Source organism: Streptomyces sp. NPDC050211 (genome assembly GCF_040656035.1).
Classification (GTDB): Bacteria; Actinomycetota; Actinomycetes; order Streptomycetales; family Streptomycetaceae; genus Streptomyces.
This window is the reverse complement of record NZ_JBFALC010000015.1, coordinates 1-16,040: the sequence shown is the minus strand read 5'-3', so window position 1 is coordinate 16,040 and position 16,040 is coordinate 1. Positions and strand designations below refer to the sequence as shown.

General features: G+C 71.5%; 13 protein-coding genes. 4 read left to right on the top strand and 9 right to left on the bottom strand.

What is annotated here, in order from left to right:
* Nucleotides 1-18: 18 nt before the first annotated feature.
* From AB0I98_RS17865 to AB0I98_RS17855, 3 genes are all read right to left on the bottom strand, one after another.
* Nucleotides 19-1,026: a Ppx/GppA phosphatase family protein gene (locus AB0I98_RS17865; protein WP_362942238.1), complete on the bottom strand. Its 1,008-nt coding sequence runs from the start codon at nucleotides 1,024-1,026 to the stop codon at nucleotides 19-21.
* Between the two features lie 39 nt (nucleotides 1,027-1,065).
* Nucleotides 1,066-1,560, bottom strand: coding sequence for an isoprenylcysteine carboxylmethyltransferase family protein (locus AB0I98_RS17860; RefSeq protein ID WP_362942235.1), 495 nt, complete (start codon nucleotides 1,558-1,560; stop codon nucleotides 1,066-1,068).
* 75 nt (nucleotides 1,561-1,635) lie between these two features.
* Nucleotides 1,636-3,138, bottom strand: coding sequence for an MFS transporter (locus AB0I98_RS17855; protein WP_362942231.1), 1,503 nt, complete (start codon nucleotides 3,136-3,138; stop codon nucleotides 1,636-1,638).
* Between the two features lie 224 nt (nucleotides 3,139-3,362).
* Between AB0I98_RS17855 and AB0I98_RS17850 the strand changes: the two genes are divergently transcribed.
* The gene (locus tag AB0I98_RS17850) at nucleotides 3,363-3,707 is read left to right on the top strand and encodes a metalloregulator ArsR/SmtB family transcription factor (RefSeq protein WP_362942228.1); all 345 of its coding nucleotides are present in this window, start codon (nucleotides 3,363-3,365) and stop codon (nucleotides 3,705-3,707) included.
* A 6-nt stretch (nucleotides 3,708-3,713) separates the two neighbouring features.
* Nucleotides 3,714-4,241 (top strand): SRPBCC family protein, encoded by a 528-nt coding sequence (locus tag AB0I98_RS17845; RefSeq protein ID WP_362942225.1) that lies wholly within the window; start codon nucleotides 3,714-3,716, stop codon nucleotides 4,239-4,241.
* Between the two features lie 93 nt (nucleotides 4,242-4,334).
* Here AB0I98_RS17845 and AB0I98_RS17840 read toward each other — a convergent pair whose 3' ends face one another.
* The 5 genes from AB0I98_RS17840 to AB0I98_RS17820 form a co-directional block, all read right to left on the bottom strand.
* Entirely contained in the window at nucleotides 4,335-7,151 is a 2,817-nt protein-coding gene (locus AB0I98_RS17840) for an NHLP bacteriocin export ABC transporter permease/ATPase subunit (protein WP_362942222.1), read from the bottom strand.
* Nucleotide 7,152: 1 nt separating this feature from the next.
* Nucleotides 7,153-9,378 (bottom strand): NHLP family bacteriocin export ABC transporter peptidase/permease/ATPase subunit, encoded by a 2,226-nt coding sequence (locus tag AB0I98_RS17835; protein ID WP_362942219.1) that lies wholly within the window; start codon nucleotides 9,376-9,378, stop codon nucleotides 7,153-7,155.
* On the bottom strand, nucleotides 9,375-10,181 hold the full coding sequence (locus AB0I98_RS17830; RefSeq protein ID WP_362942216.1) for an HlyD family efflux transporter periplasmic adaptor subunit: 807 nt from the start codon (nucleotides 10,179-10,181) through the stop codon (nucleotides 9,375-9,377). The genes AB0I98_RS17835 and AB0I98_RS17830 overlap by 4 nt, the downstream gene beginning before the upstream one ends.
* A 118-nt stretch (nucleotides 10,182-10,299) precedes the next feature.
* Entirely contained in the window at nucleotides 10,300-10,515 is a 216-nt protein-coding gene (locus AB0I98_RS17825; protein ID WP_210570002.1) for a type A2 lantipeptide, read from the bottom strand.
* 457 nt (nucleotides 10,516-10,972) lie between these two features.
* Entirely contained in the window at nucleotides 10,973-11,386 is a 414-nt protein-coding gene (locus AB0I98_RS17820) for a PaaI family thioesterase (protein WP_362942213.1), read from the bottom strand.
* A 171-nt stretch (nucleotides 11,387-11,557) separates the two neighbouring features.
* Here AB0I98_RS17820 and AB0I98_RS17815 point away from each other — a divergent pair, with 171 nt between their 5' ends.
* Entirely contained in the window at nucleotides 11,558-12,874 is a 1,317-nt protein-coding gene (locus tag AB0I98_RS17815; RefSeq protein ID WP_362942210.1) for a S1 family peptidase, read from the top strand.
* A gap of 106 nt (nucleotides 12,875-12,980) precedes the next feature.
* On the opposite strand, the gene AB0I98_RS17810 is transcribed toward AB0I98_RS17815, so the two are convergent.
* Nucleotides 12,981-15,131 carry a SpoIIE family protein phosphatase gene (locus tag AB0I98_RS17810; protein WP_362942207.1) on the bottom strand — a complete coding sequence of 717 codons (2,151 nt, stop codon included), beginning with the start codon at nucleotides 15,129-15,131 and terminating at the stop codon, nucleotides 12,981-12,983.
* A gap of 163 nt (nucleotides 15,132-15,294) precedes the next feature.
* On the opposite strand from AB0I98_RS17810, the gene AB0I98_RS17805 reads away from it, so the two are divergent.
* Nucleotides 15,295-16,040: GAF domain-containing protein (locus tag AB0I98_RS17805; protein WP_362942204.1), on the top strand; the 746-nt coding region annotated here is incomplete at its 3' end.

Below are 16,040 nucleotides of genomic sequence, written 5' to 3'. Positions count from 1 at the left end.
TGCTGTTCGTTCGGCTCGTCAGTCCGTCGCGGTCGCGACCCGCAAGGGCACCGGCTCCGGGGGAGGGGGCTCCTCGGCGCGGCGGGTGATCTCCGCCCACCAGGCGGAGCCGTCCTCGAGGTGCCGCAGCAGGATGCCCTCGCGGAGTGCCCAGGGACAGAGGGTGACCGCCTTGAGGCCGGTCAGCTTCATCGCGGTGTGCCCGACCACCGCGCCTGCCAGGCTCTGCTCGGCGCGCGGCGCGGAGATGCCGGGCAGCTCGGCGCGTTCGGCGGCAGGCAGCGCGGCCAGCCGGTCGATCGCCGCGCGCAGGTCCGAGCGGTGCAGCAGCCGTTCGGTGAACGGGCCCTTCCGGCCGGGCGCGGCTCCGCACAGCCGCCCCAACTGCTGGAACGTACGGGAGGTGGCGACCGCGCTGCGCGGCCCCTCCCAGCGGATCCGGGCCGCCACGTCCCGCAGCTGGTGCCGGACCTTGCGGCGCAGCGCCTTCACCTGCTCCGGCGGCGGGGGATCCTGGCCGTCGAAGAACTCACGCGTCAGCCGTCCCGCGCCGAGCGGCAGTGAGGCCGCGAAGTCCGGCAACCGGCCGCGGCCGAAGGCCACTTCGAGGGAGCCGCCGCCGATGTCGAGCAGCGCGAGCGGCCCCGACTGCCAGCCCATCCAGCGCCGGGCGCCCAGGAACGTCAGCTCGGCCTCGAGCTCGCCCGGCAGGGTGCACAGCTCGACCCCGGTACGTGTCCGCACGGCGCGCAGGATGTCCTGCCGGTTCGGGGCGTTGCGCACCACAGCCGTGGCGAAGGCCAGCGGACCCGCGGCGCCCCACTTCGAGGCGGTCGCGCTCGCCTCTGCCACCGCGCCGACGAGTCGTTCCACGGCCGCCTCGGGAATGCGGCCGCCGGGCCCGACCTCGTCGGACAACCTCAGGCGCCACTTGGCGGTGTGGACCGGCAGCGGCGCCCCACCCATCGCATCCGCCACAACCAGCCGGACCGTGTTCGACCCCACATCCACCACGCTGATTCGCATGGCCTGACGAGTACCCAGCCGGCGGTGGGACGAACGGGATCACTCCGCGCGCCACGGCATCAGCCGCGGCCACCAGCCCGGGACGGCCTGTCGGTAGCGCTCGTACTCGGCGCCGAACCGGCTTGCGAGGGCGGGCTCCTCATACCATCGCGCGAACGCCCACATCCCGAGCCCGGCGAAGGCCCCGTACCAGAACAGCACCGGCCGGGCCAGCAGCAGTGCCTGGCCGGCGATCGTCGCGTCCACCGCGACGTACATCGGATTGCGTACGAACCGGTACAGCCCGCCCACCACCAGATGCTCGGTGGGCGCGACCGGAGCGGGCGTGCCCAGGCCCTCGACGATGAACCGAGTGAAGGCGAGGAGCAGGACGGCCGTCCCCGCGGCGAGCGGGATGAGGCCGAGCAGCCGCACGGGCGGCCACCAGTCACCGGCCCGCCAACCGGTGAGCCACCACGGGATCAGCACGGCCACGGTGCCGGGGGCGAGCGCGAGGAAGAGCGTGCTGCCAAGTGCCGCCGTCCGCTTGCGCATCCTGCCACTCTGACGGCGGGGAGGGGCCGCCGTCTCCCTGCAGACGGCGGCCCCTCGGTAGGGAGGCGGTACAGCTCACATGTGGACGACCGGCGCGGCGTCCGGGTCCTGTTGCGGCACCCCGCGGCGGAAGAGCAGGAACGCGATCACCGTGCCCGCCGCGAAGAAGCCCGCCGACCACCAGAACGCGGTGGTGTAGCTCTCGATCGTGGACTGTGCCTGTACCAGCTTGTTCGTGGCGTCCCGGCCGGAGAGGTAGTTCGTCGCGGCGCTCGCGGCGAGCGTGTTGAGCAGCGCCGTACCGATGGAACCACCCACCTGCTGCATGGCGTTGACGGTGGCGGAGGCCACGCCCGCGTCCTCGGCGGCCACCCCGCCGGTGGCCATCTGCATGGCCGGCGGCATCACCAGGCCGAGGCCCACGCCGATGACGATCAGCTGCGGCAGCACCGCGCTCACATAGTCCGAGCCGAGCCCGATGCCGGTCAGCCAGGCCATGCCGCCCGTGGCAATCGCGAAGCCCAGCGGGATCACGGCCTTGGGGCCCAGCCGTGGCACCAGCATCGTGGTGCCGACCTGCGCCGACACCATCAGTGCCGCGACCATCGGCAGGAAGGCCACGCCGGTCTTCGTCGGGCTGAAGCCCAGGTTCAGCTGGAGGTAGTAGGTGAGGAACAGGAACACACCGAACATCCCGGCGCCACTGATCAGCACGGCGAGGAGCGAGGCCCCACGGTCGCGGTCCAGCAGGATGCGCAGCGGCAGCAGGGGGTGCGACGCACGGGTCTGCCACCAGGCGAAGGCCGTCAGCAGAACGCCGCCCGCGAGCAGGAAGCCCCAGGTCTGCGGCGAGGACCAGTCGTGCGTCTCGGCGTTGGAGAAGCCGTAGACCAGCCCGAACAGACCACCGGCGACCAGGATCGTGCCCGGCACGTCGAGCTTGGAGCCGGCCGCGTCGCGGTGGTTGCTCAGCAGCATCCAGCCGCCGACGAAGGCGACCAGGGCGATGGCCACGTTGACGTACAGCGTCCAGCGCCAGTCCAACGCGTCGGTCAGGATGCCGCCGAGCAGCAGGCCCACCGCACCGCCGGCACCCGCGATAGCGCCGTACACGCTGAACGCCTTGGCGCGCTCGCGGGCGTCGGTGAACGTGGTGTTGAGGAGGGAGAGCGCGGCGGGCGCGAGCAGGGCGCCGAAGACACCCTGGAGGGCACGGGCGACGACCAGCATCTCGAAGCTGGTCGCGGCGCCGCCGAGTGCGGAGACGGCACCGAAGCCGACGATCCCCACGAGGAAGGCGGTCTTGCGGCCGAACAGGTCGGCGATCCGCCCGCCGAGCAGCAGCAGGGAGGCGAACGCGAGCGCGTACGCCGTCACGATCCACTGCCGGTTGCCGTCGGAGAAGCCGAGGTCGGCCTGGGCCGACGGCAGGGCGATGTTCACGATCGTGGCGTCGAGGACGACCATCAACTGGGCGAGCGCGACGATCGCGAGGATCCACCACCGCTTGCCGGAGGCCGCCTCGGTCGTCGCCGCGGCACCCGCGCGGGCGCCTTGGGACAGGGTCTTCTGGGACATCGGGAACCACCCAGGGAAGTCGTTCGAAGGTCAACAGGATCGTCGAAGGTCAAGAGTCCGTAAACGAAACTGTTTCGTACACGTCGAGGTTAGATCCGTTTCTGCGAAACGGCAACGTTTCGCTGGGAAGGGGGCGTGTGACGTGCGCAACGGGAGCCCGCACCCGGAAGCGATGGCACGTACATTCCTTGACGGGAATATAACCGCAGAGGCATATTGGACTCATGTCCGACGCCGCCCTCTGGACCGCCCTCGCCGATCCGCACCGGCGGGCCATCGTCGCGCTGCTCCTGGAGCGGCCGCGGCCCGTCGGGGAGATCGTGGAGGCATGCGGGCTGAGCCAGCCGAGCACGTCGAAGCATCTGCGGGTGCTGCGTGATGCTGGTCTGGTGCGGGTCCGGCAGGACGCGCAGCGGCGGGTCTACGCCCTCGACCCGGCGCCGATCGAGGAACTCGACGCCTGGCTGGCCCCGTACCGCAAGCTGTGGAACCGCAGCCTGGACGCCCTGGGCCGCCGCCTGGACGAGACGTCGGACGACTCCACCGAGGAACCCTCTCCGAAGGACTGATCCACCATGTCCGTCGAACGCACCGGAACCTATCTGACCCTGGACGACGGCCGCCCCGCCGTCCGCTTCACCCGTACCTACGACCATCCCGTCGACCGCGTCTGGCAGTTCGTGACCGACGCCGACGAACTCGTCCACTGGTTCCCGTCCCGCGCCGAGATCGAGCTGCGCCCCGGCGGCACGATCAAGTTCAGCGGCGACCCGGCCATGGAGGACACCACGGGCACCGTGCTAGCCGTAGACGAGCCCCGGCACCTCTCCTTCGAGTGGGGCGGCGACGAACTCCACTTCGACCTCGAAGCCCTGGACGACAAGCGCACCCGCTTCACGCTCACCAACATCCTCGCCGCCGAAAACACCGCCGCCCGCAACGGCGCCGGCTGGGACGTCTGCCTCGCCGCCCTCGACGCCCGAGCCAGGGGCGACCACTTCGAGGGCCCGCACGCCGGGGTGAACGCACCCTGGGAGGAGGTCTACGCGAGCTGGGTCGAGGCTGGGGTTCCGTCTGGCGCGCTCATCCCAGGTACGGACTGAACCGCGCCCCGCAGGGGCGCGGGGAACTGCGCGACCAGCCACGACGCAGCCGCAGACGACAGACGGCACAACGCGGCACCACCCAGCGGACCGCTACGCCATCTGCCGCCGAACCAGCTCATGCAACCGCCCGCCCGTGTCCGCCAGCAGCTGCGCGGGCGGGCCCTGCTGGGCGACCTTCCCGTCCTCCATCACGATGACGCGGTCGGCGTCCAGCACCGTCGACAGGCGGTGCGCGATGACGATGCGGGTGGCGTTGAGGGCCTTCGTGCTCTCGATGACCGTGCGCTGCGTCTCGTTGTCGAGGGCGCTGGTCGCCTCGTCGAAGAAGAGGATGCGGGGCCGGCGGATCAGCGCCTGCGCGATCATCAGCCGCTGCCGCTGGCCGCCGGATATCGCTCCGTTGCCCGCGACGATCGTGTGCAGACCCATCGGCATCCGCTGGATGTCCTCGGCGAGCCCCGCCATCGCCGCGGCGGCCATCGCCTCCTCGGGCGTGTAGGGCTCGGTGCCGCAGATGACGTCCAGGATGGAGCCGGTGAAGGGCTGCGCATGCTGGAGCACCACCCCGCACTGTCTGCGTACGGCGGACTGGTCGAGCGCCGCCAGGTCCTGACCGTCGTACAGCACACTGCCCGAGACCGGCTTGTCGAAGCCGATGAGCAGCCGCAGCAGCGTCGACTTGCCGCAGCCGCTGGGGCCGACGATCGCCACGAACTCGCCCGGCCGCACCTCGAACGACACATCGTCCAGGACCAGTGGGCCGTCGTCCGAGTACCGGAACGACAGCCGTCGGGTCTCGATCGCTCCGGTCAGCGGTCCCGGCCGGGTGCTCGCCGTGCGCACCTCGGGTGTCGCGTCGAGCACCGGCTTGATCTCCTCGAACAGCGGCAGCGCGGCCACCGCCGAGACGAAGGCGCCGGTGAGCTGGGTGACGGAGGTCAGCAGCATCGTCACCGACGTGTTGAAGGTGAGGAAGGCCGCCGCCGACATCTCGCCGCGCGCCGGGCCGGCCAGCAACATGAACATCAGCAGGGTGCACAGCGGCAGATACACCGCGCTCAGCACCGCGTTGAGGTTCTTGATGTGGCCCGCCTTCTGCTGCAACTCGCGGCTGCGGGCGAACTCGGACGCCCAGGCGGCGTACGCGTAGTTCTCGGCCGCCGCGACCCTGAGCTTGGGCAGCCCGCGCAGCGTCTGGAAGGCCTGGTTGTTCAGCTTGTTGCCGAGTACGACGAGCCGCCGCTGCCAGCGCACCTGCCACAGCCCGAGCCCCAGGAACACCGCGGCGATGACCACGAGCATGCCGATCGCGGCGAGGGCCATCGGGACGCTGTACCAGAACAGCAGCGCCAGGTTCATCACGCCGACAGTCAGCGACTGGGCGACCACCGGGCCGACTCCCGCCATGAGCCGGCGAATCGAGCTGATGCCCATGGCGGCGCTGGCCAGCTCGCCCGTCGACCGCTCGGTGAAGAACTTGGTCGGCAGTCGCAACAGACGATCCCACACGGCCGGTTGGAGCGTCGCCTCGATACGGCCCTCCAGGCGCAGGATCGTCAGGTTCTGCAGCAGCATGAACGCCGCCGCCACCACGCTGCTGACCATCACCGCCAGACAGACCTGCACGATCAGCCCGGTCTGCGCCTTCGGCACGAACTCACCGAGCACCTTGCCGGTCGCGATCGGCACCAGCGCGCCGATGGCCACCGTGACCAGTCCGCTGATGATGAGGCTCGTCAGATCGCCGCTCGTGCCCCGCATGCTGAACCGCAGCAGCCGCAGGGGGCTGAGCCCGCGGTCCGGAAGCGGACGGTAGAACATCACCGCACGCGGCTCGAACTCCTCCGCGTTTGCCTTCTCGATCGGCGTCTCCCGGCCGGTCGCCGGATGGACGGCGACATAGCCGCCGTGCCGCCACAGCAGAGCGACCGGCGCTCCGGACAGCGCCCGGTGGCCGACCATCGGGCCGACGTTGTCCCGCCACCAGCGGCCGTCCAGGCGTACGGCCCTGGTGCGGACGCGGGAGGCCACGGCGATCTGCTCGACGGGATCGAGCCGGTCACTTCCGGTGCCGGTCTGCGCGGGCTCCGCGAGAGTGATCCCGGAGGCCTGGGCGACCAGCTTGCACGCGGCGTAGGAGGCGTCCGCGTCGGCGGCCGTCGCGCGCTTCGCCGACGACTTGCCGATCGACGCGAGCAGCGTCCGGTCGGCCTCGGCGCGAACCGCCTCACCGGCCTTGATACCGGCCGCCGTCCGCGTCTCGTGGGTGCGCTCCAGCTGCTCGATCCAGCGGTCGAGCGTCGCCAGCAGCCGGTACTGCTGGTCGACCATGCCCTGCCAGACACCCGGGTCCATCAGCAGGTCGGCGGCGGCCTCCGCGCCGTACAGGGAGCCGTACTGCACACTGCCCGGCGGCACCTGCATCCAGAACACGTCGTCGTCGGTGGGCGCTGCGGCGTTGTCGCCGGCCATCGGCGCCTGGAAGAGGATCGACAGGCTGCGGCCGACGCCGAGCGCGAGGGCGTACTCCAGCGGGCTGGTCGTGGGCGGGACGTACTGGGGGTTGCCGTACTCGTCGTACGACCAGGTCTGGGTGTTCGCGGGCTGGTACAGCTCGCGCAGCCCGATGCGGTGGACGACGCAGCCGCGGGACGGGCGGGCGACCAGGGTGTGCTGGGGCCCCGGCACCGGGCCGAGCAGCAGCGAGCCGGTCTCCAGGCGGCCGAGGTGGTGCCAGTGGCCCTGCTGCTCGGCGTCGACCGCGAACAGGTCCATGGCGCCGGACGCGACCAGCCACAGCACCTGCGGGCCTTCGAGATCGAGGCGGTTGAGCCCGGTGCAGTCGATCGGCGTGCCCATCTGACCCAGCGCGCCGAGGACCAGGTCGCCCTCGTGAACGGACGTCATCTCACCGCTCCTTGACCAGCGCGGCGTAGGCGCCGCCCGCCGCCACCAGGGCGTCGTGCCGCCCGCGTTCCACGATCGTGCCGTGCTGGAGTACGACGATCTCGTCGCTGTCGCGCACGGTGCTGAGCCGGTGGGCGATGACCACGCAGGCGCAGCCGCGCTTGCGCAGGTTGTCCATCACCGTCAGCTCGGTCTCGGCGTCCAGGGCGCTGGTCACCTCGTCGAGGACGAGGATGCTCGGCCTGCGCACCAGCGCCCGGGCGATCTCCAGGCGTTGCCGCTGTCCGCCGGAGAAGTTCCGGCCGTCCTGCTCGACCCGGCTCTGGATCCCGCCCGGCCTGCGCATGACGACGTCGTACAGCGCCGCGTCCCGCAGCGCGTCCACCACCGCCTCGTCCGGGATCGAGGGGTCCCACAGCGCCACGTTGTCCCGGACGGTGCCCTCGAAGAGGAAGACGTCCTGGTCGACGAAGGAGACGGAGGCGGCGAGCGCGCCGCGCGGGATGTCGTCGAGGCGCTGTCCGTCGATGCGGATCACGCCGTCCCAGGGGGTGTAGAGGCCCGAGATGAGGCGGGACACGGTGGACTTGCCGCTGCCGGAGCCGCCGACCAGCGCGACCTGCTGGCCCGGGCCCACGGTCAGGTCGAAGCCGGTGAGCAGGGGCTTGTCGAGCGGGTTGTAGCCGAAGGTGATGTTCTGCAGTTCGATGTGTCCGTGCAGGCGGCGCGTCGAGTCGCCGGTGCCGGAGCGGCCGTAGAGCGGGTCCGCCTGGAAGTTCTCGACGTCCTTCAGACGGGCCACGTCGGCCGCGAAGTCCTGGATGCGGCCCGCGACGCCGTTGAGGCGGGTGATCGGCGCGGTGAAGCGGGTGACCAGCGCCTGGAAGGCGACCAGCAGGCCGACGGATATACCGCCCTCGACCGCCCGCATGCCGCCGATCCACAGGATCAGCGCGCTGTTGAGGGTCGCGAGCGTCGGCGCGACCACGCCCAGCCAGGCGCTCGGCACACCGAGACGCTGCTGCTCCTCCAGCGTGGTGGCGTGCTGCCCGGCCCACTTGCGGAAGTAGCCGTCCTCACCGCCGGTCGCCTTCATCGTCTCGATCAACTGCAGGCCCGTGTACGCGGTGTTGGTGAGCCGGGCGCTGTCCGCGCGCAGCTTCGCCGTCCGGGTCGCGCGCGCCCGGATGACGACCCGCATGGCCACCAGGTTCAGCAGGGCGACGCCGATGCCGACGAAGGTGAGCTGGGGGTCGTACGTGTAGAGGAGGATGGCGTAGAGGACCACGACCACCGCGTCCACGCCCGCCGCAGCGAGGTCGCGGGCCAGCGTCTCGGCCACCTGGTCGTTCGACTGGAGGCGCTGCACCAGGTCGGCCGGGCTGCGCTGGGAGAAGAACGTCACCGGCAGCCGCAGCAGATGGCGCAGGAAGCGGGCGCTGGAGAGCGTGGAGGAGATGATGCGGCCGCGCAGCAGGTTCGCCTGTTGCAGCCACGTCAGCACGAGCGTGAGCAGCACACACGTCCCCATCGACGCGAACAGCACGCCGAGCAGGGACGTCTGGCCCCCGATGAGGAACATGTCGATGTACGTGCGGTTCAGCGCCGGCACCGACGCGCCGACCACCACCAGCAGCAGGCTCGCCAGCACCGCGGCGGGCATCGTGCCCGCGGTGCCGCGCAGCCGGGCGGGCATCGCACCCAGGACGCCCGGCTTCCGGCCGCCCATCGCGAACTCCTCGCCCGGCTCCATGACCAGGACGACGCCCGTGAAGCTGGAGTCGAAGTCCTCCATCGGCACGAAACGGCGGCCCTTGCCGGGGTCGTTGATGTACACCCCGCGGCGGCCGAAGCGGCGCCCCATGCCGTCGTAGACGACGTAGTGATTGAACTCCCAGAACAGGATCGCGGGCGCCTTCACCTCGGCGAGGGCCGCGGTGTCCATCTGCATGCCCTTGGCGGTCAGGCCGTAACTGCGCGCCGCCTTCAGCAGGTTGCTGGCGCGCGAGCCGTCCCGGGACACGCCGCACGCGATGCGCAGCTCCTCCAGCGGGACATGCCGACCGAAGTGGCCGAGCACCATGGCGAGGGAGGCGGCGCCGCACTCGACGGCCTCCATCTGGAGCACGGTAGGCGTACGGACGCTCTTGCCCCGGCCCTTGGGCACCGGCCGGCGCTTCGGCGGCGCGGCCCGGCGCCTGCTGCGCGTCTCCTGCGCGGCGCTCACGGCAGCAGCCAATCCACGGGACGCTGATCGTCCAGCCGGATCTGGCCTTCGGCCGCGGTCATGGAGGTGAGGGCGAACGGCGGACCGTCCGCGGACGACCACTTGTAACCGCTCTTCGTGCTCTTCTTCTTGTCGAGCCTGACCAGCACGGCCACCGGCCTGCCGTCCTTGGTGAACTGCTCGCCCAGCTGGCTGTCCCCGAGGAACGCGGCGATCTGCTGCGCCGACTGCGCGGAGCGGTCCACCGACTTCACATGGCCGCGCAGCACGCCGTACTCCTGGGTCGGCACGGACTGGACGGTGAGGTCGACGGCCGCGTTCGCGGGGATGGAGGCCGCGTTCTCGGCGGGCACGTACACCGTCGCGTACAGCGGGTCCTTGGCGCGGGCGACCTTCTCTACGGCGGCGACGTTCGCGCCGGTCGAGATGATCTGCCCGATGGTGGCGGCGAGCCCGGTGAGCCGGCCGGCGGCAATGGTACGGACGACGGTGTCGCCCTCACTTGTACGGACCTTCAGCACCGGCGAGTTCGCGGGCAGCTGCTCGCCCTCCTCGGCGAGGATCGCGGTGACCTGGCCGGCGACCGGGCTCTGCAGGATGTAACTGCCCTGTCCGTGCGTGAGGATGGCGGGCGCGCTGACCGTGGAGGCCACCGAGCCGGTCACCGCCCATACCGAGGCGGCCGCCATGACGATCACCGTCACGGAGAGGACGAGCCAGCCCTGGGGGCGGGCGAAACGCACCGGAAGGTCGAGTTCCTCCGGCGATTGGAGCTTGGCGAGGGCCTGCTGGCGGAACTGCACGGAACTTTCCCTCACCTGCAAACGACAACGGACCGGCTCTCCCGAACCGGCTGAAGGATGGCATCCGAGAGTCCCGGAACCGGTGTACGGCTCCGGGACTCTACGGCACAGGCTGCGATCAGAGACCGGCGACCAGGCTGGTGACCGGCGCGGTGTTCAGGCCGGTGGCGCCCTCGACGGTGCCGACGACCGTGTCGACCAGGCCGGAAACCGGAGCAATGCCGTCCACGATGCCGGTGACGGTGCCAAGGGCGTTCACGGACAGACCGCCGGAGACGTTGTCCAGCTCGGCGTCGGAGATCTCGACGGTCTCAACCTGGGGGGTGGAGTTCATGATGGAACTTCCCTTCGTATGGATATTTCACAAGGGGGGAGCGGCCCCCTTCTGGGGACAGACCGAAGGCCGCAAACCGCAGGTGCCGGGCACCCGTTTCCGAGGTCCCTTCGCGGCCCCCGCGGTGCAACGGATCAAAGCACGCGGCCACCGTGGGCTTCCAATCAACCATTGGCCTCACCAGGGCACTTGAGTCCCACAAGCCCCGTTCCGTGCAGGCGTGCGCACGGCTCGGCGGCGAGTTCTTCACATCCGGCACCGCATCGGCGCGCACGACCCCCTTCCGGTCGCGCGGCAGAATCCGACACTCCGGCCACAAAGGCGTGCCGGGGGGCGCGGGTATGTGCAGAACCCTCGCCCACCGTGACTTGGTTGCGTATTCAATGTGCAGATTCGCTGAAGCCGGGATTCCGATCGTGATTCCAAGCAGACCGTAATTGATCGAATACTGACCGTGTCAGCCCAGGAGGGCGTACACGGTGCTCGCGCGGGCCGCGAGCTCCCCCGAACTCCCGTCGGTCATCGTGATGTCGGCGAACGCCATCCGGCGGCCCAGCTTGGTCACCACCGATTCGATCAAGACATCCGCGCCGGTCACCGCGCGCTGGAACGACGTGGACTGCTGCACCGTCGTCATCGGCCCGTAGCCGCCCCGCGCCGCGGACACGGCGATCACGGTGGCTGTGTCGGCGGCGGCCATCAGGGCCTGCCCCGACAGCGCGCCGCCCTCCCGGGCCAGCCGCTGTGACCAGGGAAGTCGCAGGATCGCGCGGTGGTCGCCCAACGTCTCCACGGACAGGCCCAGTTCGAGGACCCAGGGCGCGAAGTTGTCGGCGAGGATCTTGTCGGCTTCGGCGGTTGTCATCGTCATATGGGGTGTTGTTCCCGGCGTCGGCGTGCGGGACGCCGACCGTGGCCGAATCGGCGTACCCGGTAAGCGGAATTGAACGCCCCGAGCGCCCTCTGCGTACCCATGGCCATCCAGGCGCCCCAACAGTTGCCGCACGGCAGCACAGACCCCGTCCCCGGGAGGTCGAGAAGTTTGAGTCACAAGCGAATTCCGAAGCGCAAGGCCGCGATAGCGGCGGGCAGCGTCGTGGCGCTCGGCGCGGCCGCGATCCTGCTGCCCAACGCGAACGCGTCCCAGGACGGCGCGTCGGACGGCGCCGCGCCCAAGACTCTGAAGGCGGCGGACGCCTCGGATCTCGCCTCGCAGCTCGCCGGGCTGCTCGGCGACGCCTTCGCCGGCTCCTATTACGACGAAGCCGATCAGCAGCTGGTCGTCAACGTGGTCGGCGACAACAACAACGTGATCGTGGAGGCCAAGAAGGCCGGCGCGGAGGTCCGCCAGGTCGACAACAGCATGGCCGAGCTGGAGTCCGGCGCGGCGACGCTGAAGTCCGAGGCGACCATCCCGGGCACGGCCTGGGCCGTCGACCCGCGCACCAACAAGATCCAGGTCACCGCCGACTCCACGGTCACCGGCGCCAATTGGGACAGACTGGAGTCGACCGTCCAGGACCTGGGCGGAGACATGGCGACCATCAAGAAGTCCGCCGGCACCTTCAAGACGTTCGCGTCGGGCGGCGACGCCATCTTCGCCGGCGGCTCGCGCTGCTCCCTCGGCTTCAACGTCACCGCGGGCGACGGCACCCCCGCTTTCCTCACCGCGGGTCACTGCGGGGTCGCGGCCGAGGCGTGGTCGGACTCCGAGGCCGGGGCGCCGATCGCCACCGTCGACCAGGCCGTCTTCCCCGGTGAGGGCGACTTCGCGCTCGTCAAGTACGACGACCCGGCGACCGAGGCCCCCAGCGAGGTCAACCTCGGCGACCAGACCGTCCCGATCGCCCAGGCCGCGGAGGCCGCCGTAGGCCAGGAAGTCTTCCGGATGGGCAGCACCACCGGCCTCGCCGACGGCACCGTCACCGGCCTGAACGCCACGGTGAACTACCCGGAGGGCACCGTCACCGGGCTCATCCAGACCGACGTCTGCGCCGAGCCCGGCGACAGTGGCGGCTCGATGTTCACCCAGGACGGCAGCGCCATCGGCCTGACCTCCGGCGGCAGCGGTGACTGCACCGTCGGCGGCGAGACGTTCTTCCAGCCGGTCACCACCGCGCTGGAAGCGGTCGGCGCGACCCTCGGCGACGCCGCGGGCGGCGGCGCGGGCGCCGGCGACGAAGCGGGCGAGGACGCCGGTGCCGGTGAGGGTGCCGGAGCGGGCGAGGAAGCGGGCGCCGGTGAGGAAGCCGGTGCCGGTGAAGAGGCCGGAGCCGGTGAGGAAGCCGGTGCCGGCAACGCCGAGGGCACGGGCAACGGCCTCGGTGAGATTGTCGGCAACGGCGTCGGCGTGAACTGACGCACCGATTCCGGCGCACGGATCCGAGCCGATCCGCAGGAACGTGGTCCGGCCCTCCGGCGGGAGGGCCGGACCGCCTGTGCGCAGGGGCGGGGCACAGGCCCCGTCACCCCCGCGCCCGCAACAGCAGCAACGCCACATCGTCCAGGCGTTCCTCCGTCGCCGCGCTCCGCTCCACCAGCCGGTCCGCCAGCTCGTCCAGGGGCAGGTCCCCGGCCTCGCCGAGCCGCTCCCCGAGATCGGCGAGCGCGTCCTCGATGTCGATGCCGGGGGATTCGATCAGCCCGTCGGTGTAGAGGACGAGGACACAGCCGGGGGCGAGGTCTACCTCCGTCGTCGGATACGTGGCCGACGCGTCGATGCCCAGCAGCGGACCGCCCGCCAGGTCGAGCACCCGGACCCGGCCGTCCGCCCGGCGCAGCAGCGGCGGCGGATGTCCCGCCCGCGCCATCACGGCCCGCCCGCGCGCGGGATCGAGCCGCAGATACAGACAGCTGGCGAACAGATCGGCGCCCAGGTCGATCATCAGCCGGTTGGTGCTGCGCATGACCTCCTCGGGCGCCTGCCCGACGGCCGTGTACGCACGTACGGCGGTACGGAGCTGTCCCATCAGCCCCGCCGCCGTGACGTTGTGCCCCTGCACGTCCCCGATCACCGCTGCGGCCAGCGGCAGGCTGGGCACCAGGTCGTAGAAGTCGCCGCCGATCTCCATGCCCCGCGTCGCGGGCAGATAGCGCGCGGCGGCGTCGATGCCGGGCAGCCGCGGCAGCGTGTGCGGCAGCAGCGCCGCCTGCAGTCCGTGGGCGAGCTGGTGCTTGGCGTCGTAGAGCAGGGCCCGCTCCAGCGCCTGCGCGATCAGCCCGCCCAGACTGTTGAGCACCGCCCGCTCGTCGGCGGGGAAGGGGTGCGGCTCGGCATAGGCGAGCACACAGGTGCCCACCGGCCGGCCGGAGGCGATCAGCGGCAGATACGCCCAGGCCGCGAAGGTGTCCGGGGGCGGGTGCGGCAGCGAGTACAGGCGCTCCAGCTGCTCCCGGGACTCGAAGAACGCGGGCACACCGCTGGTCAGGGCGTGGGTGCCCGGCGTCCGCTCGGTCATCGGCAGCCCGTCGAACCGCTCCACGACGTGCGGGTCCGGATAGCCGCGATGCCCCAGCACATGCAGCCGGCCGCCGCGTGAGCCGAGGACCACCAGGGCCTGGCTGCCCACGGCCGGCGCGATCTCGTCGGCGACCAGCTGCACCACGTCCTGCACGCTCACCGCCTCGGTGAGCGCGCCGGCCAGGCTCAGCACCTGGGAGATGGTGACCAGCCGGGCCGGCGCACCGCCCGGCTTCGGCCCGGCCCTGCTCATCTCGGCCACCGCCCGCGCCCGGCTGATGCGCACGCTCAGCCCGGTCGTACTCGGATACAGCCGGAACGACAGCCAGTCGCCCGGCGGGCGCAGCGCCACGAACGACGTGGACTGCTGGCTGAACAGCGCGGCCCGGTAGCGGTCCTCGTACACCGGGTCGTTCAGCCAGGGCACCGCCGCCCACAGCTGCGTGCCCAGCAGCCCGCTCACCGGCTTCCCGATCAGCTCGGCGGCCGCCGCGTTGGCGAAGCAGATCCGGCCGTGCAGATCGAGCGAGCACAGGCCGTACGGCAGCCGCGCCACCATCCGCGCCGCCTCGACCGTGCCGAGCGTGCCCGCCGGCCCGCCGAGCAGCGGCGCCGCCAGCAGATCCGGCTCGGGATGGGGCGGGCGGCTGTCCTGCACGGCACGCTCCAGACGTACCGCGAGCCGGTCGCAGGCGGCCGTCAAGTGGTCCCGCTCCCGGTCGGACAGCTCCGGCGCGTGCGCCCCGGGCCAGGTCACGAACACGGCCCCGTACTGGGTGGTCGGCGTCGCCACCGGCAGCGCCGCCAGCGCGAACGGATAGGGGAGCACCACGGCGATACGCGGATAGCGGCGTGCCATCTCCTCCTCGCCGCCGACCCACACCAGCCGCCGCTCCCGCAGCGCGTCCGCCACCGGGATGGGGGCGCTCAGGCCGACCCGCTCCCACGGGGCGGCGAACGCCCGGGGCAGCCCTGCCATGACCGCCATCTCCAGCACCGGCTCGTCGGCGGCCAGCAGATACACCGCGCCGGAGTGCGCGTGGACCTCGTCCATCATCGAGGCCAGCGCGAGCGACAGCAGCGGTCGGCCGACCCGCGTCCTGGCGGCCGCCGGCGCCTGTGCGGGCGGCCGCTGGCCCTCGGACACGCCGACCACCTCCTCGCAGGCCGCGCGGACGGGTTCCCGGGATCAAATCTCTCTCCTGCCGGGCCGTCGCGCACGGCGAGCGCCCCACGAGCCGGGCGCGGCACGCGCAGGGGACGGCGCGTAGCCGCCGAACGGTCACAAGGGGCTGCGCACGCGCCCCATACGCGCTGTAATGACGGACGTGGTCACTGAGGGCGATGCGGAACGCGGCACGCGAACCCTGCGTGCCGAAACCGCCCTCAAGACGCTGACGGCCGATGCCGAGTCCCCCGACCGGCTGCGCCGGATCCTCGAACAGATCCTCGTCTTCGCGCGGGCCTCGTTCGCCGCCGTGTACACCCCGAGCGGGGACGGCGAAACGCTGTGCCTGGTCGAGTCGGCAGGTGTGCCCAGGACGCTGTACGGACTGCGCGACAGCTATCCGGTGTCCGGACGGTCCCCGCTGGCCGACGCCCACCGCTCCGGGCGGGCCGTGTGGCTCGGCCCGCAGGAACTCGCCGAGGGAGCCGAGTCACGGCGCGTGCCCTCCCGGGAGTTCTTCCTGGCCGCCCTGCCCGTGCACGGCGACGGCGGTGGCGCGCTCGTCGCCCTGAGTGACAACCCCGACGGCTACGACACCGACGACCGGGCCTGCCTCGAGCTGATCGCCGACGCCGTCGTCTCTCCCGTGCCGACGGCGTCCGCCGAAGGCGGCGAACTGCCCTCGGGCGAGTTCAGCCTCGCCATGGACAGCGGTCGCGTCGAGATCGGCGACGACATCCTGGAGCTGTTCGGTCTCGACCCGGCGGACTTCGACGGCCGGGTCGAGACGCTGCTCGGCCTGACCGTCCCCGAGGACCTGCCGTCCCTGATGTCCGTCGTCGAGGCCGACCACATGTCCATCGGCGAGCGTGAGCTGGAGTTCCGGGTCCTGCAGCC